This is a genomic window from Sphingobium sp. B7D2B, from assembly GCF_025961895.1.
GTDB lineage: Bacteria > Pseudomonadota > Alphaproteobacteria > Sphingomonadales > Sphingomonadaceae > Sphingobium.
In genome coordinates this window covers 207382-227473 of the sequence record NZ_JAOQOM010000001.1, presented here as the reverse complement: position 1 = coordinate 227473, position 20092 = coordinate 207382, and the positions used below count along the sequence as shown (strand labels likewise).

Genomic DNA, 20092 nt, shown 5'->3' with positions numbered 1-20092 from the left:
AGTGCAACAACGGGGTGGCCAGATGGCAACAGGCGGTGCATAGGGCGTGCCACGAACAGAACAGCGAAACGACGACATGACTGCTGCGGCCAAGCCCTTTCCCATGAACGAACGTGAATTTGTCGGCCTGATGGCGTCGATCATGGCGCTCAATGCGCTCGCCATCGACGCGATGCTGCCGGCCTTCCCCGCGATTCGCGCGTCGCTGAACGTGGCCGACCCCAATTCGCTGCAATATATGATCACGGCCTATATGCTGGCCAACGCCGTCGGATCGCTGGTCGCCGGTCCGCTGGCCGACCGGTTCGGTCGCCGGCCAATGCTGCTGCTCAGCATTACCTTTTCGGCCCTAGGCGGCCTCGCGAGCGCACTGGCGCCGACCTACGAGATGCTACTCACGATGCGCGCGGTGCACGGCTTCTTTGCCGCTGGCCTGGGCGTGCTCGCCGTATCCGTGATCCGCGATCGCTACTCGGGCGACACCATGGCGCGGCTGATGAGCGTGATCTTCATCATCTTCATGCTGGTGCCGGTCATCGCTCCCTCCGTGGGTCAACTGGTGCTGACCGTGGCATCCTGGCGCGAGATCTTCCTCGTCCTCGCAGCTTATGCCAGCATCGTACTGGTCTGGACATGGCGCCGGCTGCCGGAGACGCTCGATGAAGATCAGCGCCAGCGCATTTCCCTGCCGGTCATCGCCCGCAACTGGGCGGCGGTCGTCAAGGATCGTCAGGGCCTGGGCTATATGCTCGGCGCGGGGATCATGATGGGCGGCATGTTCGGCTTCCTGAACAGCGCGCAGCAAATCTTCTTCGACGTGTTCGATGCCGGGGCTTTCTTCCCGCTCGCCTTCGCCTGCGTGGCGGGGTCGATGGCGGTGGCGAACTTTTCGAACAGCCGCATTGTCGAGCGCTTCGGCGCCCGTAGGGTCTCGCACCTCGCGCTCATCTTCTTCATCGTCGTCAGCGTCGCGCAGCTGCTGGCCAGCCAGATGCATCCCGAGCCGCTGCTACTGTTCATGGTGCTGATCGCGCTCAACATGGGCATGGTCGGTTTTACCGGATCGAACTTCGGCTCGATCGCCATGGAGCCCTTCGGTCACATCGCCGGATCGGCCGCCAGCTTCCAGAGCTTTGCGCGCATGGCGATTGCCACGCTGATCGGGGCGGCGACCGGACAACGGTTCGATGGCACCACCCAGCCACTGGCGGAAGGCTTCATGGCCACCGGGCTGGTCGCGCTCGTCTTCATCCTGCTGGCCGAGCGCGGACGCCTCTTCACCCGCCCGCGTCGCAACGCCATGCGGCCCCCGCTGCCACCGCGCTAAGTGGCGGCGGGCGGGCGCTCGGCGAGCTGCGCCGTCCTTCATTTCCTGAGTCTCTCACCCTATCTGAGGGGAAAGGCTGGCGCGTGCCCGCCTGCGGAGATCGTTCGTGCGCAAGGCAATTCTCGGCCGTTACGGCAACAATCAGGGCCACTGGGTCGGCGATGGCTTCCCGGTTCGCTCGCTCTTTTCCTATCATGACCTTGGGCAACAGATCAGCCCGTTCCTGCTGCTCGATTATGCCGGGCCGCACGCGTTCGAACCGACGCAGGCCCGGCGGGGTGTGGGACAGCATCCCCATCGTGGATTCGAGACGGTCACCATCGTGTATGACGGCGAAGTGGAGCATCGCGATTCCACAGGCAACGGTGGCATCATCGGCCCTGGCGACGTGCAATGGATGACGGCCGCCGGCGGCATTCTGCACGAGGAGTTCCATTCGCCCGCCTTCGCGCGCGCCGGTGGTCCGTTCCGGATCGTGCAGCTCTGGGTGAACCTGCCCGGCAAGGACAAGATGGGGCCGGCGGGTTATCAGGCGATTTCGGCCGAAGACATTCCCACCGTCGACCTCGGTGCTGCTACGGGTATCGCACGCATCATCGCGGGCGCCCTTGGCGACGCTCAGGGGCCGGCCCGTACCTTCACGCCCATCAACGTGTGGGATGTACGGCTGACCGTAGGCGCGGACACGACGCTCGCTCTGCCTGAGGGACACATTGCCCTGATCGTCGCGCTGACTGGCCGGCTCACGATCAATGGCACCCAGCCGCTTGAGGAGGCCGAGGTTCTGCTGCTGAGCCAAGACGGCAAGGATGTTCAAATCCAGGCCGCGGGCGAGTCGAGCCTGCTCGTCCTCACCGGCGAACCGATCGACGAACCGATTGTCGGCTACGGGCCCTTCGTGATGAACAGCGAAGCGGAAATCCACGCGGCGATCGATGATTTCAACAGCGGGCGCTTTGGCACGCCCGTGTGATCACCGGACAGGATGCTGGTGGGCGATGACGGGCTCGAACCGCCGACATTCTCGGTGTAAACGAGACGCTCTACCAACTGAGCTAATCGCCCCAGCAGCATCGTGACGGTTCGCCCGTCACAGGCGCCCCTTATCGGTCGCTATGGGGGCGGGTCAAGCTGTGCTTCAACGCTGCGGCGCCAAAAGCCCGCCCCTGCGGCGCACCTTGTCGACCCATTGCAGGGCCGCGTCCGCCGTCTCATCGGTCAGGTCGATGAATACCCGCCGTCCATCGGTGGGATCAGCAAGCCGGACCAGGATTTTGCGTTCGGTCAGCTGCGTGATCCAGCGCAGCGCCGTGGTCGGCGGAACGGCAGCGGCAATGCAGAGGCTCGAAACCGAAACGCGCTGGCCGGCAAGGCGGGCCGCCAGCAGGTCCAACAGCATGTCCCAGGCGGGATCGGCGAACAGGTCCGCGGGCAGAAACTCGTCGCGGAGCCGCCGCGCCCGAATGAGGGCGCGGATCTCCGCGGCACTGGCGCGGCTTTCGATCGGCGACCGCTCCGCCATGGCCGGCTGGGCCGGGACCGCTGCCGCCTGAGACTTTTGTGTGGAGGGCGGCGGGGAAAGCGCCTGTCCGCTTTGCGATGTCGACCCCGCCAGCGACGAGGCAGGCTTGGCGCTGCCGGACAGTCGCTCGAGCGTCTGGGCGAGCCGGCGGACTTCCTCGCTCAGTCTCTCCAGCCGAACGCCCTCCCCGTCCCCGGCGATATCGCGCATCGTCGCAGGCCCGGACGTCATCGGGCGCAGCCCGGCGGAGACGAGCATCGTGACGATGTCCGCAAGGCTGGGATCGCACAAGACCTCGGCCTCGACGCCTTCGAGAAGCGCAAAAGCGCGCTCGAGGGAAGCCAGATCGACGAGCACACAGACCCGGCGCCCCTTCAGCATGACTTGTGGCGCCAAGGGATGCTCCAGCCAGTCGTGGGCCTCCTCACCCCTTAGATCGAGCAGGAGCAGGTCAGGCACGGTCGAGACCGCCGACCAAAGAAGGGCCGTGAGGCTTGTAGACCCGATGCATTGCAGTCCCGCGCGCTCCGCAGCCCGCGCAAAAAAGTTACTTGCCGGGCGATCCCCTCCCACCAGAATCGTGGGCTGCTCCAACGCTTCGGACAGCATCTGGTCGAGCCGGGGGGCAAAGCTTGCATCATAACGCGGGTTGTCATCGAAGCCTGTTAACATTTGGAGCCTCAATTGCATGATCTGGCGCCAATATGCGCCATTCGATTAACCTTTTGAACCAGTTTTGTTCCATTTTGGATGAATTGGCTGTCCCGCCACCAATCCAGTCATATCGGCACCGAGCCGGGGCGCCACGTCCGCGCTCTGATTGGCCCGGCCCGCGCTCGCGCTCCCGTTGACAGGTCGCATTGAACCGTTATGGCCCAACCGATCAAAACGCCCTGCGCTGCGACCGCACTGAACGGCTAGAACCATGCGGAGTGCCAGCCACTGATATTTTTCGAGGAGACCCGCTGATGACCGCGATCGGACAGGATACGCTTGGCACGCGCGACACACTGGATGTCGGTGGCAAGCGCTATGGCTATTACTCGCTGGCGAAGGCCGCCGCGAAGCTCGGCGATTGCTCGCGCCTTCCCTTCTCGATGAAGGTCCTGTTGGAGAACATGCTCCGCTTCGAGGATGGCGTCACCGTCACCAACAGCGATGCGCAGGCGGTCATCGACTGGCTCAAGAACCCCACGGCCTCCAGCAACGAGATCCAGTATCGCCCCGCGCGCGTGCTGATGCAGGATTTCACCGGCGTGCCCTGCGTGGTCGACCTCGCCGCGATGCGCGACGCGATGAACGCGCTCGGCGCGGACGCCAGCAAGATCAACCCGCAGGTGCCTGTCCACCTCGTCATCGATCACTCGGTGATGGTCGACGAGTTCGGCACGCCCAAGGCGTTCGAGGACAATGTCGCGCTGGAATATCAGCGCAACGCCGAGCGCTATGACTTCCTCAAATGGGGCTCGAAGAGCCTCGACAACTTCAAGGTCGTTCCTCCCGGCACCGGCATCTGCCACCAGGTCAATCTGGAGCATGTCGCACAGGCCGTGTGGACCTCGGTCGACGCCAATGGCGAAACGGTGGCCTATCCGGACACCTGCGTCGGCACGGACAGCCATACGACGATGATCAATGGCCTTGGCGTGCTCGGCTGGGGCGTCGGCGGCATTGAGGCCGAAGCAGCGATGCTCGGCCAGCCGGTTTCCATGCTCATTCCCGAGGTCGTCGGCTTCAAGCTGACCGGCACGCTGGCCGAGGGCATCACCGCCACCGACCTCGTGCTCACGGTTACGCAGATGCTTCGCGCCAAGGGCGTGGTGGGCCGCTTCGTCGAGTTCTACGGTCCCGGCGTTTCGGCGCTCAGTCTCGCCGACCGTGCGACCATCGCCAACATGGCGCCGGAATATGGCGCGACCTGCGGCTTCTTCCCGATCGACGGCAAGACGCTCGATTACATGCGCCTCACCGGCCGTGACGAGGACCAGATCGCGCTGGTCGAGGCCTATGCCAAGGTGCAGGGCTTCTGGCTCGACCCCGAAGCTGCCGACCCCATCTTCACCGACACGCTGGAGCTGGACATGGGCTCGGTCGTGCCCAGCCTCGCCGGCCCCAAGCGCCCGCAGGACAAGGTGATCCTCACGCAGGTGGACGAGGTCTTCAACGCCGACCTCGCCAAGGTCTACAAGAAGGATGCCGCCGTGCGCGTGCCCGTCGAGGGCGCGGCGCATGACATTGGTGACGGCGACGTTGTGATCGCCGCGATCACCAGTTGCACCAACACCTCCAACCCGAGCGTCCTCGTCGCCGCCGGTCTGGTCGCCAAGAAGGCCACCGAAAAGGGCCTCAAGCCCAAGCCGTGGGTGAAGACCAGCCTCGCACCCGGCTCGCAGGTGGTCACCGACTATCTCGAGAAGGCGGGCCTCCAGACCTATCTGGATGCCGTCGGCTTCAATCTCGTCGGCTATGGCTGCACGACCTGCATCGGCAACAGCGGCCCGCTCGCCGATCCGATCAGCAAGGCGATCAACGGCAACGACATCGTCGCGGCGTCAGTCCTCTCGGGCAACCGCAACTTCGAAGGCCGCGTGAGCCCGGATGTGCGCGCCAACTTCCTCGCCTCCCCGCCCCTCGTGGTTGCCTATGCGCTCAAGGGCACGGTCACGACCGATTTCGTCGAGACGCCGATCGGCCAGGGCAGCGATGGCACAGACGTCTATCTCAAGGACATCTGGCCCTCGAACGAGGAAGTCCGCTCGGTGATGGAAGGCGCGCTCACGCGCGACATGTTCCAGAGCCGCTATGCCGCCGTCTTCACCGGCGATGAGCGCTGGCAGGCGATCGACGTGACCGGCTCGGATACCTATGCGTGGCGCGCCGGCAGCACCTATGTCGCCAACCCGCCCTATTTCGAGGGCATGGAGATGACGCCCGCGCCGGTCGCCGACATCATCGACGCCAAGCCGCTCGCCATCTTCGGCGATTCGATCACCACCGACCACATCTCTCCGGCCGGCTCGATCAAGGCGGCCAGCCCGGCCGGCCAGTGGCTGCAGGAGCGGCAGGTCGCGCCCGCCGATTTCAACAGCTACGGCTCGCGTCGCGGCCATCATGAAGTGATGATGCGCGGCACCTTCGCCAACATCCGCATCAAGAACCTGATGCTGGACGGCGTGGAAGGCGGCATGACCAGCTATGCCGGCGAAGTAATGCCGATCTATGACGCAGCCATGAAGCATGAGGCCGACGGCACGCCGCTCGTCGTCATCGCCGGCAAGGAATATGGCACCGGCTCCTCGCGCGACTGGGCGGCCAAGGGTACGCGCCTGCTCGGCGTGCGTGCGGTCGTGGCCGAGAGCTTCGAGCGCATCCACCGCTCCAACCTCGTCGGCATGGGCGTGCTGCCGCTGCAGTTCCCCGAGGGCACGAACCGCGAGACGCTGGGCCTCACGGGCGACGAGAGCTTCACCATCCGCAACGTCGCCGGCCTCAAGCCGCGCCAGACGGTGACGGTGGAAGCGCGTCGCGCGGACGGCACCAGCTTCACCTTCGAGGCGCTGTGCCGCATCGATACGGTGAACGAGCTGGATTACTTCCTCAACGGTGGCATCCTGCCCTACGTGCTGCGCAAGCTGGCGGCCTGAGGTTCAAGGGACCGGGCACGCTGACCCGATCGACATCGAGAAAGGGGCGATGGACGATGGTCTGTCGCCCCTTCTTCATGTCCGACCGGCGACTGTTGGACGGCCTTCGCCGGGGTTGTGCTCCCCCTCCCCTCCGCTACACTCGTCGCGATCAGGAGAGACCATGACCCGCACGCTCAGAATAGACTTCATATCCGATATCGCCTGTCCCTGGTGCGTGCTGGGCCTGCTCGGGCTTGAAGAGGCGATCGATCGCCTGGCGGGTGACGTGGATGTCGACCTGCATTTCCAACCGTTCGAGCTCAGCCCAGATATGGCGCCGGAGGGACGCACTGTCGTCGATCATCTTGCGCAGGCTTATGGATCGACGCCCGACGAGATCCTCCAGCGCCGCGCCATGGTGAGCGATCGCGCCGCCGCTTTGGGCTTCGACATGAAGACCTCGCTGGAGACGCGCGTCTACAACAGCTTCAATGCCCATCGCCTGATGCATTGGGCAGGGCTGCAGGGCCGGCAGCCGGCCCTCGCGCGCGCCTTGTTCGAGGCTTATCACAGCCGCAACGAGAATATCGCGACCGCTGACGTGCTCCTCGACGCCGCCGAGCAAGCCGGGCTGGACCGGGATTCAGCAAGTGCGGTGCTCGACTCGGATGAATATGCCAATGACGTGCGTCAGGCCGCATATCTCTGGCAGACCCGCGGCGTGACAGGCGTGCCGGCAGCGATCATCGACGGTCGCTACCTGATCTCCGGCGCGCAGCCCGCGGAAGCCTATGAGCAGGCGTTGCGGCAGATCGCCGCACAGGCCCCATCAGACGGCAACCCGCCCGCCCCCGCGTAAAAGATGGGGCTGCGCGGGGCCGCGCCGCTTAGCCGGGCTTGCGGAACCGCAACGTCATGCGGTCGCTTTCGCCCACCGCCAGATATTTGTCCCGATCGACCGCGCCATTGCGCAGGGTCGGCGGCAGCGTCCAGACGCCGGTGGCCCAGTCCGCCGTGTCACGCGGGTTGGCGTTCACGTCAGAGCTTGCCTCCAGCACGAAGCCGGCATCCTCCGCCAGCTTGCGCACCGTCGAGACTTTCAGATAGCCGCTCGTCTTTTCGGCCGCGGTGTCGCGGTCTTCGGGCAGGCGATGATCGACCACCCCAAGCACGCCACCGGGCTTGAGCATCCGGAAGAACTGGCCGAAAATCTCGCCGCCATTGCCGCGCATGACCATATTGTGGACGTTGCGGAAGGTGAGCACAGTATCCGCCGCGCCATCCGGCACTTCGGCCAGTTCGACCAACTTCACTCCGCCATAGAGCGCGGGGTTGGACTCGATCAGCTTCTCTGTGGACTGGCGCCCCTGCCCGCCGGGCTGGACGCCATAATAGGTGCCGCCGCCCTTGGCCGCCAGAGGCACAAGAATCTCAAGATACCAGCCACCGGAGGGGAAATATTCAACGACGGTCTGATTACCGCTCACGCCGAAGAAGCTCAGCGTCTCGGCCGGGTGGCGATATGTGTCGCGTGCAACATTGCTGGCCGTGCGGGTCGGCGCAGCCACGGCTGCGGCGATGTCCGGCTTGATGGTGACGGCTGCTTCAGTGGCCGCTAGAGCCGGAGCAGTGGCGACGGCACCACCAGCGAGCAGAAACGCACGGGCGAGCATGAGGGATGTCCTGAAAGGCATGGCGTGTCTCTCCGTGAGGGGGCGTTATGTGGCAAGATGTCGCAAGCCCCGACGGAGCGCAACCCAATGAGGGACGAACGCGCTGCCCTTAGAGGCAGGCTTCCAGCAGCGCCTGATCGAAGCCGAAGCCGCGCGCCTTCTCCAGCGTATAGGGGCGCAGGCCCATCGAGCGATACTCACCGATGATCCGCCCGTCCGCATCTTCATCCAGATATTCGAACTTGAACAGCTCCTGGGTGACGATCACGTCGCCCTCCATGCCGATCACCTCGGTGACGTTCGTGACGCGCCGCGAGCCATCGCGCAGGCGCTTCACCTGCACGATCAGGTCCACCGAATCGGCGATCTGCTTGGAAATGGCTTCCTTGGGGATTTTGATGTCGCCCATAAGGATCATGTTCTCCATACGGCCCAGGCATTCGCGTGGGCTGTTGGAGTGGAGCGTACACATGGAGCCGTCATGGCCGGTATTCATGGCCGCGAGCAGATCGAAGCATTCCGCGCCACGAATTTCGCCCAGGATGATGCGGTCCGGCCGCATACGCAGGGCGTTCTTGACGAGATCGCCGATGGTGATCGCCCCCTGCCCTTCCAGGTTCGGCGGGCGGGTTTCCAGTGGCAGCCAATGCGGCTGCTGGAGACGCAGTTCCGCCGCGTCCTCGATGGTGATCACGCGCTCGCCCGGATCGATCATCTTGGAAAGGGCATTCAGCATCGTCGTCTTGCCCGAGCCGGTACCGCCCGAGATCACGATGTTGAACCGGCAGGCCCCGGCGATCTTGAGCGCCGTCGCCATCTTGTCGGACATCGAGTCGCCCCGCGCCATGATGTCCAGCGTGATCGGCTTGGCGGCGAACTTACGAATCGAGATCGCCGTGCCGCGCAACGAGAGCGGCGGCACGATCACGTTGACGCGGCTGCCATCCGGCAGGCGGGCGTCGGCCAGCGGCGTGGTCTGATCGACCCGGCGGCCGACCTGATTCACGATGCGCTGGGCGATCTGGAACAGATGCTCCTCATCGCGGAAATGAATCTGCGCGAGCTGCAGCTTGCCCTTCTTCTCGATGTAGGTCTGGGCCGGGCCGTTGACCATGATGTCGCTGATATCCGGGTCGGCCAGCAACTCCTCGAGCGGCCCGAACCCGAGCAGCTCATCAACCAGCACCTTCTCCAGTGCAAACTGCTCGCGCCGGTTGAGGGTGAGCTTGAGCTGCGCCAGCACTTCCATGATGATCGGCCGGAATTCCTCGGCCAGCTCATCCTTGGTCAGCGTCGCGGCCGCCTCCGGGTCCACCCGCTCCAGCAAGCGCGGCAGCACCTGCTCCTTAATGCGATGGACGTTGGCCTCGAACCCCTGCGAATGATCGGTCTGCGCATGCTCGGAATTCATCCGCTCATTGAGGCGCCCGAGCGCATCGGCGTGACGATCGGGGGTGGGGTTGGCCGGAAGATCGGGGGCAATAGGCTCCGCTGCTGGAGATGGACTTGTCGGGGCTGCTCCCGGTCCATGCATCGGCCGCGCCACCCCGAAGGATGGCTTGCCGCCCAAACCGTTCTTTCGTCCAAATGCGTTCATCATCGAACCACAGAATTGCGTAGAATCACCGCAACCACTTAGCCGCCATAGGTTGCGAAAGATTAAAGTCGGAACATCGCCGAGGCACTTCGCCTATCCGACGGTAAGCAGCAAACAGGCGGGTGCCTGCCTCCTCTCGATAATGAGCCCTGAGAAAGGCGGCGATGGATTGGTCAGATGCAAAGAAGGACTGGACGTTGAAGTACCGTCTGGGAACCCCGTAGCTGTGTTCCATTCGCTCGACGAGGATTAACGCTGGCGGACGACAGCGCAAATCGCGATCGGTTTGAAGCAATATCGTGGCGGCCAAAGAACGGATCAGCCCAGGATCAGACGGATGTACCGCGACATTCCCGATCGCAGGGAGCATCCAATAAGAATAGAGGTGAAGCGGCCACTCCAACCCTAGCCGCTCAATTGCAGGCCATTGGAACATTGGGTCGGCGGCCAAAACCGCCACTGGTTGTCCTTTTGGAACACTGCCAAGCAGCGCGCCCGTCTCTCGTTCCAACCAGTTTTGATAAGGCCCCTGCGCAATCCCGATATAGACAGCAAACCCGATAACAGCCGCGCCGAGTGGATAACGAGGGACTGCCCGAATGCCTTGAGACGTAATGCGAACGGCTACTGCAGCAAGCAAAGCGCCAGTAACCGGCAGAGCATGATACTGCCATCCTTTGAGTTGTGCGAAATAGGCGAAACCGAATCCTATGGCAACGAGAGCAAATGCTGTGTCTATTGGTTTATCGGGGTCGACAAGCCTTCTGTTCATCACGAAAGCCAGCCCACCGATCAGCCACACGATTTGCGCAGGCTCATCTATCATTAGCAAGAATGGAACTTCGTAGCCGTGATAGGCAGCCCGTACCATTGGCACCATGCGCGTCAGGAAGTCAGGCGCCAGCACGATGACCGCCGCAGCGTAGAGCCCTGCCATGACCGCTAGCACTGCCGTTTCGGGTCGCACGGGTGACCACCGGCGGCGCAATGAAAGGAAGAGCCAAGCCTCCAAAAGAACTGGAATAGCCAGGAAATAGTGCTTTAACGCGAAGCCGTAGGAGGCCGCCAACCCAATAGCGACCGCCAAACATGGCACAACTTCGTGCCCCGACCGTCGTCTAGATATCAGAGCAGCATAGGGCAGCGCGCAGATCAAAGCGAGTTGCTCGCGTTGTCCGAAATCGAACAGCGGCAACGCGACCATGAACCAGTAGCAAAAAAGCATTACCGCACAGCGTCGCGCGGCGGTTCCGAAGTCGCCGAGAGCACCGATCGCAAGCGCAGATGCCGTTCCCATAGCAATAACGGTGGCCACGAGCAGGTAGCGTGGGGCAACGCCAATTATATCTGCGAACTGTACGATGGGGATGGCAGACCAGAACCAAATCGGGGGATTTAGCTCCCAGATATCCTTGTAAAGCACCGCCCCTTGGATAATTCGCCGGGCGATCCAGATCTGCCACACAACGTCATGGGTCAGGGGAATTGTTGTGAGGACAATTGCAGTTATGGCACCTGCAAAGAAAATGGTGATTTCCGGCCACCAAGAGCGCATCGTATATTTTACTGCCGAGAAATCAAATTTTTCGCGGAATACGTATAAGCGTGACATGATGAAAAATACCGTCGTGTATAACACCATGCCAGGTATTTGCAGTATAATGCCATTATACTGGCCAGCCGCGCGCAGGGATAGTAGAACGCAGACGTTCGTGCTGTATGCGACTGCGAACGCGAATAGGAAGCGAAGCCCCTCCTGCAGCGCAGCTTCCCCCGTCCGACGAAACGTCCAAACACGGTTAGCAAAAAACGAGAATGAAAGGCCGCCTGCATAACCCACGACGTTCGCTGTCAGGTCGCTATAACCTGCCGCGAGCATAGCCGCGATAATCAGGAGACTGAGCGCAGTGTTAACGGCGCCCACGGTTCCAAACCGAGCAGCGGACGAAAGGAGTTCACTCATGCTACGTCCGAGAGGCGGGCCCGCAAACCTTGGTCAAGATTGTGCACCGGATTAGCCGACTGCACCGGCAAAGCGACTATCTCTTTGATAAGAAAGAGGGGACGGCGCTTGGTTTCCATGTACATTCTGCCCAGATATTCTCCGAACACTCCTAAAATAAGGAGCTGAATGCTTCCGAGCACTAGGATCAGAGCGGCGAGACTTGTCCAGCCCGCGACCGTTCCTGACACAACATAAGCATAACCCACCCAGCCGAGCGCAAGCACGCCGGCGAGAGCAAATAACAGGCCCAAGTACGAAGCAAAACGGAGGGGCAACACGGAGAAGCTCGTCGCAGCGTCAAGGGCAAACGCAATCATCTTTCGCAGGGGGTAGTGGGTAGACCCAGCGAATCGCGGGTCACGTTCATATGGGAGCGCACATTGATTGTAGCCAAGCCAGCTCACCATTCCGCGAACAAACCTATAGCGTTCTGGCATTGCATTGAGGTGGGCAAGTACCCGCCGTGTCATCAACCTGAAATCGCCAGTGTCGGCCGGGATGTCAACTTCAACGATTTTACCCATCAAACGGTAGAAAATGCTGGCCGTTGCCCTTTTGAATACGCCCTCACCATGACGCGCCACCCGCTGGCCGTAGACGACATCATAACCATCCCTTATCCGTTTGAGCATATCTGGGAGGAGTTCAGGCGGATCCTGTAGGTCTGCGTCCAGAATGAAGATCAACTCACCTCGACTCTGGTGTAACCCGGCTGTTAGCGCAAGTTGATGGCCGTGGTTTCGCGCCAAATTCACACCGGTGACACCCCGTCCCACATTGACCGCTTTCATGATTTGTGACCACGTGGCGTCGGTCGATCCGTCGTTAACTAGGATGATCTCATAGCTAGTCTCAAACGCGGCCTCGCAGACAACCGCCACCCGCCGGACCAGCTCCTCTATTCCGCCTTCCTCATTGTAGCAGGGTACGACTACCGATAGAGCGACTGACCCTATCTCGATCGCGTGTTCGCCAACCATCTGCTGCCCCTTCCAATCTGGAGCCGCACATAAAGGCCAGGCGTTGAGATTCTATAAAGGCTATTTTCCGAAGGCTCCTCGGCCCTCAACCAGCCTTCTCAGCCAGCACCGTCAACCCAGCCTCGCTCACCTCAGCAAAGCCGCCTTCGACCATGATCACGCGCGGCTCGGCGCCGTCGCGGTCGTAGACTTTCAGGGCGCCGTCCTTGACGGTGGACATGAAGGGCGCGTGGCCTTCCAGCACGCCGAATTCGCCCTCGGTGCCGGGCACGACGACCATGTGGACGTCCTGCGAGAGGACGAGCTTCTCAGGGGTCACGAGTTCGAAGTGCAGTGCCATGGTCTTCTCTCCCCCCTCACATCGGAGGGGTAAAGGGTGGAATGGTCGCGCCGGCTGAACATGCCCGGCGCCGACCCTGTTTCGATTGCGCCCCGCGAAAGGGCGTCGGCGCCTCCCGCCATCGGCGAAAGGCGCTTCAAGCCGTCAGATCAGGCTGCTTCCGCTGCCAGCTTCTTGCCCTTCTCGATGGCTTCGTCGATGCCGCCGACCATGTAGAAGGCAGCCTCGGGCAGATGGTCGTATTCACCATCGACGACGGCCTTGAAACTCTTCACCGTGTCTTCGATCTGGACGAACTTGCCCGGAATGCCGGTGAAAACCTCGGCGACGTGGAACGGCTGCGAGAGGAAGCGCTGGATCTTGCGCGCACGGGCGACGGTGAGCTTATCCTCTTCGGACAGCTCGTCCATGCCCAGAATCGCGATGATGTCCTGCAGCGACTTGTACTTCTGCAGCGTCTCCTGAACGCGGCGGGCCGTGTCGTAATGCTCCTGGCCCACGACGGCGGCGGTCAGCACGCGGCTGGTGGAGTCCAGCGGGTCGACGGCCGGGTAGATGCCGAGCTCCGAGATCGCGCGGTTGAGCACGGTCGTGGCGTCAAGGTGCGCGAAGCTGGTGGCCGGCGCCGGGTCGGTCAAGTCGTCTGCCGGCACGTAAATGGCCTGCACCGAGGTGATCGATCCCTTGTTGGTGGAGGTGATCCGCTCCTGCAGCGCGCCCATGTCGGTCGCGAGCGTCGGCTGATAGCCCACGGCCGAAGGAATACGTCCGAGCAGAGCGGACACTTCCGAACCAGCCTGCGTGAAGCGGAAGATGTTGTCGACGAAGAAGAGCACGTCCTGCCCTTCCTGGTCGCGGAAATATTCGGCGATCGTCAGGCCCGAGAGCGCGACGCGCGCACGGGCGCCCGGCGGCTCGTTCATCTGGCCGAACACCAGCGCCACCTTGGAACCTTCCGGCGTCGGGTTGCCGTCGGCATCCTTGGCGATAACGCCGGCATCGAGGAACTCGTGATAGAGATCGTTGCCTTCGCGCGTGCGCTCGCCAACGCCGGCGAACACCGAGGTGCCGCCATGGCCCTTGGCGATGTTGTTGATCAGCTCCTGGATGAGCACGGTCTTGCCCACGCCGGCGCCGCCAAACAGGCCGATCTTGCCGCCCTTGGCATAAGGTGCGAGCAGATCGATGACCTTGATGCCCGTCGCCAGAATGCTGGTCTCGGTCGACTGATCGATAAAGTCCGGTGCCTTGGCGTGGATCGGCGCGGTGGTCGCGGCATTGACCGGACCACGCTCGTCGATCGGCTCGCCGATCACGTTGAGAATGCGGCCGAGCGTCATCGGGCCGACCGGCACCGAGATCTGCGCGCCGGTATCCCTCACGTCCTGACCGCGGGTCAGACCGTCGGTCGCGTCCATGGCAATGGTGCGCACGGTGTTCTCACCAAGATGCTGCGCCACTTCGAGCACCAGCCGCTGGCCGTTATTGTCCGTCTCGAGCGCCGAGAGAATCGCCGGGAGCCGATCCTCGAAGATCACGTCGACGACGGCGCCGATCACCTGGCTGATCTTGCCGACATTGTTGGTGGCTGCCATGTCTCTGCTTCCTTGCCTGCTTGTCCGTTAAAGCGCTTCTGCGCCCGAAATGATTTCCACCAGCTCGGTGGTGATCGCGGCCTGACGGCTGCGGTTGTACTCGATCGTCAGACGATTGATGAGATCGCCAGCGTTCCGCGTCGCATTGTCCATCGCGGTCATCGATGCGCCCTGCTCGCTGGCCATATTCTCCAGCAACGCCTTGAAGATCTGGATGGTAATATTGCGCGGCAGAAGATCCGCAAGAATCGCTTCCTCATCCGGCTCATATTCGACTGCGGCGCCCGAAGAGGCAGGCGCGTCCGCCGGCACAGCGACCGGAATGATCTGCTGCTCGGTCGGCGTCTGCACCAGCGGCGAGCGGAACGCGGCATAGAAGAGATGGGCCACGTCGAACTCGCCGGCGAAGAAGCGCTCGGAGATGTCCTGCGCGACGGCCTGGGCCTCGTCGAAACCGGGCGTGCGCACGTCCGTCGTATCGAACTGACCGGCGATGAGGCCGGGGAAGGTGCGCGCGATCACCGCGCGACCTTTGCGGCCGATGAGGTAGAACTTCACCGTCTTGCCCTGTGCGATCAGCACCCGCGCCTTGGCGACAGCCGCCTTGACGATGTTGGCGTTGAAAGCACCCGCCAGACCCTTGTCGCCATTGGCCACGATGAGCAGATGCACGTCGTCCTTGCCCGTGCCCGCAAGCAGGCGCGGTGCGCTGTCGCCGGTCACCTTGCCAGCAAGACTGGCAACGACCTTCTCGAGCCGCTGGGCATAGGGGCGCCCGGCTTCGGCCGCCGCCTGCGCCTTGCGCAGCTTGGCCGCAGCGACCATCTGCTTGGCCTTGGTGATCTTCTGGGTCGACTTGACCGAGGCGATCCGACCCTTGAGTTCCTTGAGCGAAGCCACTGGCTCAACCTACCTTTTCATCGTCGTGCCGGTCATGCCGGCATCAGGTCCCCACCGGCTAGGCCGATGGGGATGCGAACCATCTCAGGCGAACGTCTTGCCGAACGCGTCCAGCACGTCCTTGACCTTGGCCTTCACATCGTCGCCGAGGTCACGGCTGTCGCGAATCGCGGTCAGGATATCGGCATGGTGGGCGCGCATATGGGCCAGCATCGCTGCTTCGTAGCGGGTGACGTCGCTGGTCGCGATGCCATCGAGATAGCCATTGGTGCCGGCGAAGATCGACACGGTCTGCTCCTCGAAAGGCAGCGGCGAGAACTGCGGCTGCTTGAGCAGCTCCGTCAGGCGCGCGCCGCGATTCAGCAGCTTCTGCGTCGAGGCGTCGAGGTCCGAGCCGAACTGGGCGAACGCCGCCATTTCGCGATACTGGGCCAGCTCCAGCTTGATCGAGCCGGACACCTTCTTCATCGCCTTGGTCTGCGCCGCCGAACCCACGCGGGACACCGAGAGACCCACGTTAATGGCGGGACGGATGCCCTGATAGAACAGGTTCGTTTCGAGGAAGATCTGACCGTCAGTGATCGAGATCACGTTGGTCGGAATGTAGGCGGACACGTCGCCGGCCTGCGTCTCGATGATCGGCAGCGCGGTCAGCGAACCGGCGCCATTGGCGTCGTTCATCTTGGCGGCGCGCTCGAGCAGACGGCTGTGCAGATAGAACACGTCGCCCGGATAGGCTTCACGGCCCGGAGGACGACGCAGCAGCAGCGACATCTGGCGATAGGCGACGGCCTGCTTGGAAAGGTCGTCGAACACGATCACGGCGTGCATGCCATTGTCGCGGAAATACTCGCCCATCGCAGCGCCGGTATAGGGCGCGAGGAACTGCAGCGGCGCCGGCTCGGAAGCGGTCGCCGCGATGACGATGGAATATTCCATCGCGCCATTCTCTTCGAGCTGACGGACGATCTGCGCAACGGTCGAGCGCTTCTGGCCGACGGCGACGTAGATGCAGTAGAGCTTCTTGCTCTCGTCGGTGCCGGCGTTCGGGCCCTTCTGATTGATGAAGGTATCGATCGCGACGGCGGTCTTGCCGGTCTGACGGTCACCAATGATCAGCTCGCGCTGACCACGGCCGATCGGCACCAGCGCGTCAATGGCCTTGAGGCCGGTCTGCACCGGCTCATGCACCGACTTGCGGGGAATGATGCCCGGCGCCTTCACCTCGACGCGCGAACGCAGGTCCGACTGGATCGGGCCCTTGCCGTCAATGGGGTTGCCGAGGCCGTCGACCACGCGGCCGAGCAGACCCTTGCCGACCGGAACGTCCACGATGGTGCCGGTCCGCTTGACGACGTCACCTTCCTTGATCTCGGCGTCCGAACCGAAGATCACGACGCCGACATTGTCGGCTTCCAGGTTGAGGGCCATGCCCTGCACGCCGTTGGAGAACTCGACCATCTCACCGGCCTGAACCTTGTCGAGGCCGTGGATGCGCGCGATGCCGTCACCGACGCTGAGCACGGTGCCGACTTCGCTGACTTCCGCTTCGGCGCCGAAGTTGGCGATCTGGTCCTTGATGACCTTGGAGATTTCTGCGGCGTTGATATCCATGTTCAGCCTTTCATCGGATTCTTTGGCGCGTTAGCCGCGCATCGCCTGGGCGAGCTTGTTCAGTCGGGTACGGAGCGAGCTGTCGATCATCTGGCTGCCCATCTTGACGACGAGGCCACCCATGATTTCGGGATCGACGGTAAGATCAAGAGCCATGTCGCGGCCCGTGCGCGCCTTGAGCTGCCTGGCCAGCGCGTTCTGCTGGTCCTGGGTCAGCGGGAAGGCGGAGGTCACTTCTGCACGCGTCTCGCCACGATGGGCAGAGAGCAGCGTGGAGAATGCCCGAATCACGGCAGGAATCTGCGAGAGGCGGCGATTCTGCGCCAGTACGCCCAGCGTCCGCTCCGTCAGCGAATCGAGCCCGAGGCTCTGCGCCACGGCCTTGATCGCCTTGGCGGCATTGTCGCGGCCGACCAACGGGCTCTGCGTCAACGCTTTGAGATCGTTCGATTCGGCCAGCGCGGCCTTGAGAGTCTCAAGGCTTGCCGCCACCGAATCGAGCGCCCCCTTGTCCCGCGCCAGCTCAAAAAGCGCGAGCGCATAACGCCCCGCCAAGCTAGCCTGAATACCGCTGGAATGCTCCACGCGCGCCTTGCCTCTTGTCCGAATTGAATCGCGCCAGAAAAGGGGAGGTACGGCTGCACCCCCCTTGACACGGGGGGGCGGTTAGCAGGGGTCGCCCTGCGATGCAAGTCGGGAGGGACAGGCCGGGCCCGGATGCGCCGGAAGGCGTGGCGTCAGTGCAAAATGCGGTACAAACGCGCGCCCGGCTGCTGCAGGCGGTCATCGGAGACCAGCCAAGGCGGCACCTGTCCATCCGTCAGACTGGCAGCAAGACCGTGAGGCGCGGCCTTGAGATAATTGCGCGCTTCCGGTGCGGTCGGGCAGAGCAGCAGATATTGGGCGGGAGTCGCCAGGACGATCGCGCGCGCCTCGTCCGGCTTGGCCGTGAAGGCGCGAATGACCGTCGCCATCGCGGCACTGTTCCGATGATAGCCCGCTGCGACGATCGAGAGATCGGTGCGATAGAGAATCAACGGCCCCATATCGATCGGCGCGAAGATCTGGCCGGATCCCAGAGACTTGAACTTGGGGCTGGCGATGGCGGTCGGGCAGTCGCCATCCGTCCGCGCGTCGGTGCTGCCTTTATCCGGCGGGAACAGCATCTGGCCGAGCCCATAGGCCGGGAGTGCCGTCGAGAGGAGGAGGGTGCCCGCCATCGTGAGGCTCCAGCCGATTCGCGGCCGAAAACGATGGCGCTGGCCGGCGAGCAGCATAATGGCGGCGGCCATGCCGGGCAGGGCATAGAGCTCTGCCACCGCTGTCGCCCGCATCACGGCCATGCCGAGCAGCCAGGCAAAGGCGGCCGCCAACGCCAAGCCCAGCCACATCATCGCATCGGACGACCTGCGACAAACCCAGGCTCGCCACATAGCGGCGATGACGCCGGGGAGAGGGGCCAGAATCATCAAGGTCGCGAACGCGCCGCCCTGTCGCCAAAAGGGCAGGCCCTCGCGGACGCTATAATACCAGTAATCGCGCACCAGAGGGTCCAGCCCGGCAAATGGCCCCGCGAGACAAGCGGGCGCGATCAGCGCGACCGCAGCGGCAGCCCCGGCCCCACCGACAATGAGCGGGGCGAGGCGCATCGTTGGATTGGCAGGACGAAGCAGGCGGTCGACTAGGAAGAGCATTGCGCCCGCAATGAACAGCGCGGCGATGTAGGGCGCGGAGATCGCGTCGCAATGGCTCTTCACAATCAGGCCAGCGCCGCGCGTGCCGAGAATCAGCAACAGGCTCGCGCCAATCAGCGTCGCCATGAAGAGTTGGATGCGCCGATCGCCGGTGCGCACGAACGCCAGGGCATAGAGGCCGGCGAACAGCGCCGCATAAGGCAGGCCCTCGATCGACACATGCATCCAGACCGCACAAGCCAGCGCGCATCCGACCGCAGGCCAGCGGCCGGGCCGGGTCCACGCCAGCAGGGCGCACGCCGCCATCAGCAATTGCCAGCCATGATGATCGACCCGCATCGGCGCGAACTGCAGCCCGACCATGAGGCAGGCGGGCAACAGGGCGAGCATCAGCAACGCGACCTCCCGCCCGGCGATATCCCGGAGCAGCCGGCCCATGACGAGCATCAGGGCGAGACAGAGCAGGGCCGGCACCGCCACCAATGCGACGACTTCGGCCATGGGCTGGCCGACAAGGGGCCGAAGCAGCACGATCATAAAAGCGATCGGCAGGTCCACCAGCCGGGACCAGTGCAGGTCCCCACCGGTCGGCAGATTCATGCGATATTGCGTGACGTCACTCCACGCCTGGCCATTCAGCCAGTCGCGGACCTGGACCATGCGCATGTAATTGTCCGGATCGCCGAGCGAACCCGCCCTCGTCTCGGTCCAATTGGGTATGGCGAGAAGGGCCATGGCGAAGAGCCAGATGAGCGGCACGTAGCGGTAAAAGGGCTCAGTGTGCCCGAGGCGCTGGCCCGAAACATCCCCGGCAGTCATACGAAAACGATCGCCTTGCGCAGCATATAGGTTGCCTGGAAACTGACAGCGACCGCCAGCGCCTTAGCGAGCAGGGGCATCACCCCGAGCATCGCGCCAAGCGCGACGATGCCGGTCGTCAGCGCCAGACCGATCAGCGCAGACCCCACGAACAGCGCCTTCTGACGAACGCGATCCGCGCCGCTCGCAGCGACGCCTTGCGCGAAGACCAGACGCGAGGAGATCAGCCAGTGCATGAGGATGCCGGCCATATAGCCAAAAGCCGCTGCGGCGGCAGGGGCCATGCCCAGGTGCAGGCCAGCCATGAACAGCCCCACGTCGCCAGCCAGCGCCACGAGGCTGGCAAGACCATAACGCAGATAGGTGTGGCCGAGCAGCCCGGCCAGGAACGCGCCCATAA

The 20092-nt window shown here is 63.3% G+C and carries 16 protein-coding genes and 1 tRNA gene; 4 read left to right on the top strand and 13 right to left on the bottom strand.

Annotated elements, in window-relative coordinates; genetic code table 11:
• The first annotated feature begins 103 nt into the window (after positions 1 to 103).
• Positions 104 to 1327, top strand: coding sequence for a multidrug effflux MFS transporter (locus M2341_RS01055; protein WP_264577776.1), 1224 nt, complete (start codon positions 104 to 106; stop codon positions 1325 to 1327).
• Positions 1328 to 1433: 106 nt separating this feature from the next.
• A complete protein-coding gene (locus M2341_RS01050; RefSeq protein WP_264583901.1) occupies positions 1434 to 2300 on the top strand; it encodes a pirin family protein in 867 nt (288 codons plus the stop codon).
• Between the two features lie 16 nt (positions 2301 to 2316).
• Here the strand turns inward: M2341_RS01050 and M2341_RS01045 are convergent.
• Both M2341_RS01045 and M2341_RS01040 read right to left on the bottom strand, forming a co-directional pair.
• Positions 2317 to 2392: transfer RNA gene (locus M2341_RS01045), tRNA-Val, on the bottom strand.
• 73 nt (positions 2393 to 2465) lie between these two features.
• Positions 2466 to 3521 (bottom strand): MarR family transcriptional regulator, encoded by a 1056-nt coding sequence (locus M2341_RS01040; RefSeq protein WP_264583900.1) that lies wholly within the window; start codon positions 3519 to 3521, stop codon positions 2466 to 2468.
• Positions 3522 to 3817: 296 nt separating this feature from the next.
• Between M2341_RS01040 and acnA the strand changes: the two genes are divergently transcribed.
• Both acnA and M2341_RS01030 read left to right on the top strand, forming a co-directional pair.
• Positions 3818 to 6493: an aconitate hydratase AcnA gene (acnA, locus tag M2341_RS01035; protein WP_264583899.1), complete on the top strand. Its 2676-nt coding sequence runs from the start codon at positions 3818 to 3820 to the stop codon at positions 6491 to 6493.
• A 163-nt stretch (positions 6494 to 6656) separates the two neighbouring features.
• The gene (locus M2341_RS01030) at positions 6657 to 7334 is read left to right on the top strand and encodes a DsbA family oxidoreductase (protein ID WP_264583898.1); all 678 of its coding nucleotides are present in this window, start codon (positions 6657 to 6659) and stop codon (positions 7332 to 7334) included.
• A gap of 28 nt (positions 7335 to 7362) precedes the next feature.
• On the opposite strand, the gene M2341_RS01025 is transcribed toward M2341_RS01030, so the two are convergent.
• From M2341_RS01025 to M2341_RS00975, 11 genes are all read right to left on the bottom strand, one after another.
• Positions 7363 to 8169, bottom strand: coding sequence for a class I SAM-dependent methyltransferase (locus tag M2341_RS01025; protein WP_264583897.1), 807 nt, complete (start codon positions 8167 to 8169; stop codon positions 7363 to 7365).
• A gap of 88 nt (positions 8170 to 8257) precedes the next feature.
• Entirely contained in the window at positions 8258 to 9745 is a 1488-nt protein-coding gene (locus tag M2341_RS01020) for a CpaF family protein (protein WP_181561570.1), read from the bottom strand.
• A gap of 25 nt (positions 9746 to 9770) precedes the next feature.
• Positions 9771 to 11708: a GtrA family protein gene (locus M2341_RS01015; protein ID WP_264583896.1), complete on the bottom strand. Its 1938-nt coding sequence runs from the start codon at positions 11706 to 11708 to the stop codon at positions 9771 to 9773.
• A complete protein-coding gene (locus tag M2341_RS01010; protein ID WP_264583895.1) occupies positions 11705 to 12730 on the bottom strand; it encodes a glycosyltransferase in 1026 nt (341 codons plus the stop codon). The genes M2341_RS01015 and M2341_RS01010 overlap by 4 nt, the downstream gene beginning before the upstream one ends.
• A gap of 85 nt (positions 12731 to 12815) precedes the next feature.
• Positions 12816 to 13070 carry an ATP synthase F1 subunit epsilon gene (locus M2341_RS01005; protein WP_181561055.1) on the bottom strand — a complete coding sequence of 85 codons (255 nt, stop codon included), beginning with the start codon at positions 13068 to 13070 and terminating at the stop codon, positions 12816 to 12818.
• A 149-nt stretch (positions 13071 to 13219) separates the two neighbouring features.
• Positions 13220 to 14665 carry a F0F1 ATP synthase subunit beta gene (gene atpD / locus M2341_RS01000; protein ID WP_264583894.1) on the bottom strand — a complete coding sequence of 482 codons (1446 nt, stop codon included), beginning with the start codon at positions 14663 to 14665 and terminating at the stop codon, positions 13220 to 13222.
• Between the two features lie 27 nt (positions 14666 to 14692).
• Complete coding sequence (locus M2341_RS00995) at positions 14693 to 15565, bottom strand: F0F1 ATP synthase subunit gamma (protein WP_264583893.1); 873 nt, start codon at positions 15563 to 15565, stop codon at positions 14693 to 14695.
• A gap of 84 nt (positions 15566 to 15649) precedes the next feature.
• The gene (gene atpA, locus M2341_RS00990; RefSeq protein ID WP_264574019.1) at positions 15650 to 17179 is read right to left on the bottom strand and encodes a F0F1 ATP synthase subunit alpha; all 1530 of its coding nucleotides are present in this window, start codon (positions 17177 to 17179) and stop codon (positions 15650 to 15652) included.
• 30 nt (positions 17180 to 17209) lie between these two features.
• Positions 17210 to 17764: a F0F1 ATP synthase subunit delta gene (locus M2341_RS00985; RefSeq protein WP_264577021.1), complete on the bottom strand. Its 555-nt coding sequence runs from the start codon at positions 17762 to 17764 to the stop codon at positions 17210 to 17212.
• Positions 17765 to 17916: 152 nt separating this feature from the next.
• The gene (locus M2341_RS00980; RefSeq protein WP_264583892.1) at positions 17917 to 19692 is read right to left on the bottom strand and encodes a hypothetical protein; all 1776 of its coding nucleotides are present in this window, start codon (positions 19690 to 19692) and stop codon (positions 17917 to 17919) included.
• Positions 19689 to 20090, bottom strand: a complete 402-nt coding sequence (locus M2341_RS00975) for a GtrA family protein (RefSeq protein ID WP_264583891.1) — start codon at positions 20088 to 20090, stop codon at positions 19689 to 19691. Before M2341_RS00975 ends, M2341_RS00980 begins: the two co-directional genes overlap by 4 nt.
• Between the last annotated feature and the right edge of the window lie 2 nt (positions 20091 to 20092).

Coding starts and splice junctions, on each gene's coding strand:
- M2341_RS01055 (WP_264577776.1), top strand. CDS start 104: ATGAACGAACGTGAATTTGTCGGCCTGATGGCGTCGATCATGGCGCTC.
- M2341_RS01040 (WP_264583900.1), bottom strand. CDS start 3,521: ATGTTAACAGGCTTCGATGACAACCCGCGTTATGATGCAAGCTTTGCC.
- acnA (WP_264583899.1), top strand. CDS start 3,818: ATGACCGCGATCGGACAGGATACGCTTGGCACGCGCGACACACTGGAT.
- M2341_RS01030 (WP_264583898.1), top strand. CDS start 6,657: ATGACCCGCACGCTCAGAATAGACTTCATATCCGATATCGCCTGTCCC.
- M2341_RS01025 (WP_264583897.1), bottom strand. CDS start 8,169: ATGCCTTTCAGGACATCCCTCATGCTCGCCCGTGCGTTTCTGCTCGCT.
- M2341_RS01020 (WP_181561570.1), bottom strand. CDS start 9,745: ATGAACGCATTTGGACGAAAGAACGGTTTGGGCGGCAAGCCATCCTTC.
- M2341_RS01015 (WP_264583896.1), bottom strand. CDS start 11,708: ATGAGTGAACTCCTTTCGTCCGCTGCTCGGTTTGGAACCGTGGGCGCC.
- M2341_RS01010 (WP_264583895.1), bottom strand. CDS start 12,730: ATGGTTGGCGAACACGCGATCGAGATAGGGTCAGTCGCTCTATCGGTA.
- M2341_RS01005 (WP_181561055.1), bottom strand. CDS start 13,070: ATGGCACTGCACTTCGAACTCGTGACCCCTGAGAAGCTCGTCCTCTCG.
- atpD (WP_264583894.1), bottom strand. CDS start 14,665: ATGGCAGCCACCAACAATGTCGGCAAGATCAGCCAGGTGATCGGCGCC.
- atpA (WP_264574019.1), bottom strand. CDS start 17,179: ATGGATATCAACGCCGCAGAAATCTCCAAGGTCATCAAGGACCAGATC.
- M2341_RS00980 (WP_264583892.1), bottom strand. CDS start 19,692: ATGACTGCCGGGGATGTTTCGGGCCAGCGCCTCGGGCACACTGAGCCC.
- M2341_RS00975 (WP_264583891.1), bottom strand. CDS start 20,090: ATGGGCGCGTTCCTGGCCGGGCTGCTCGGCCACACCTATCTGCGTTAT.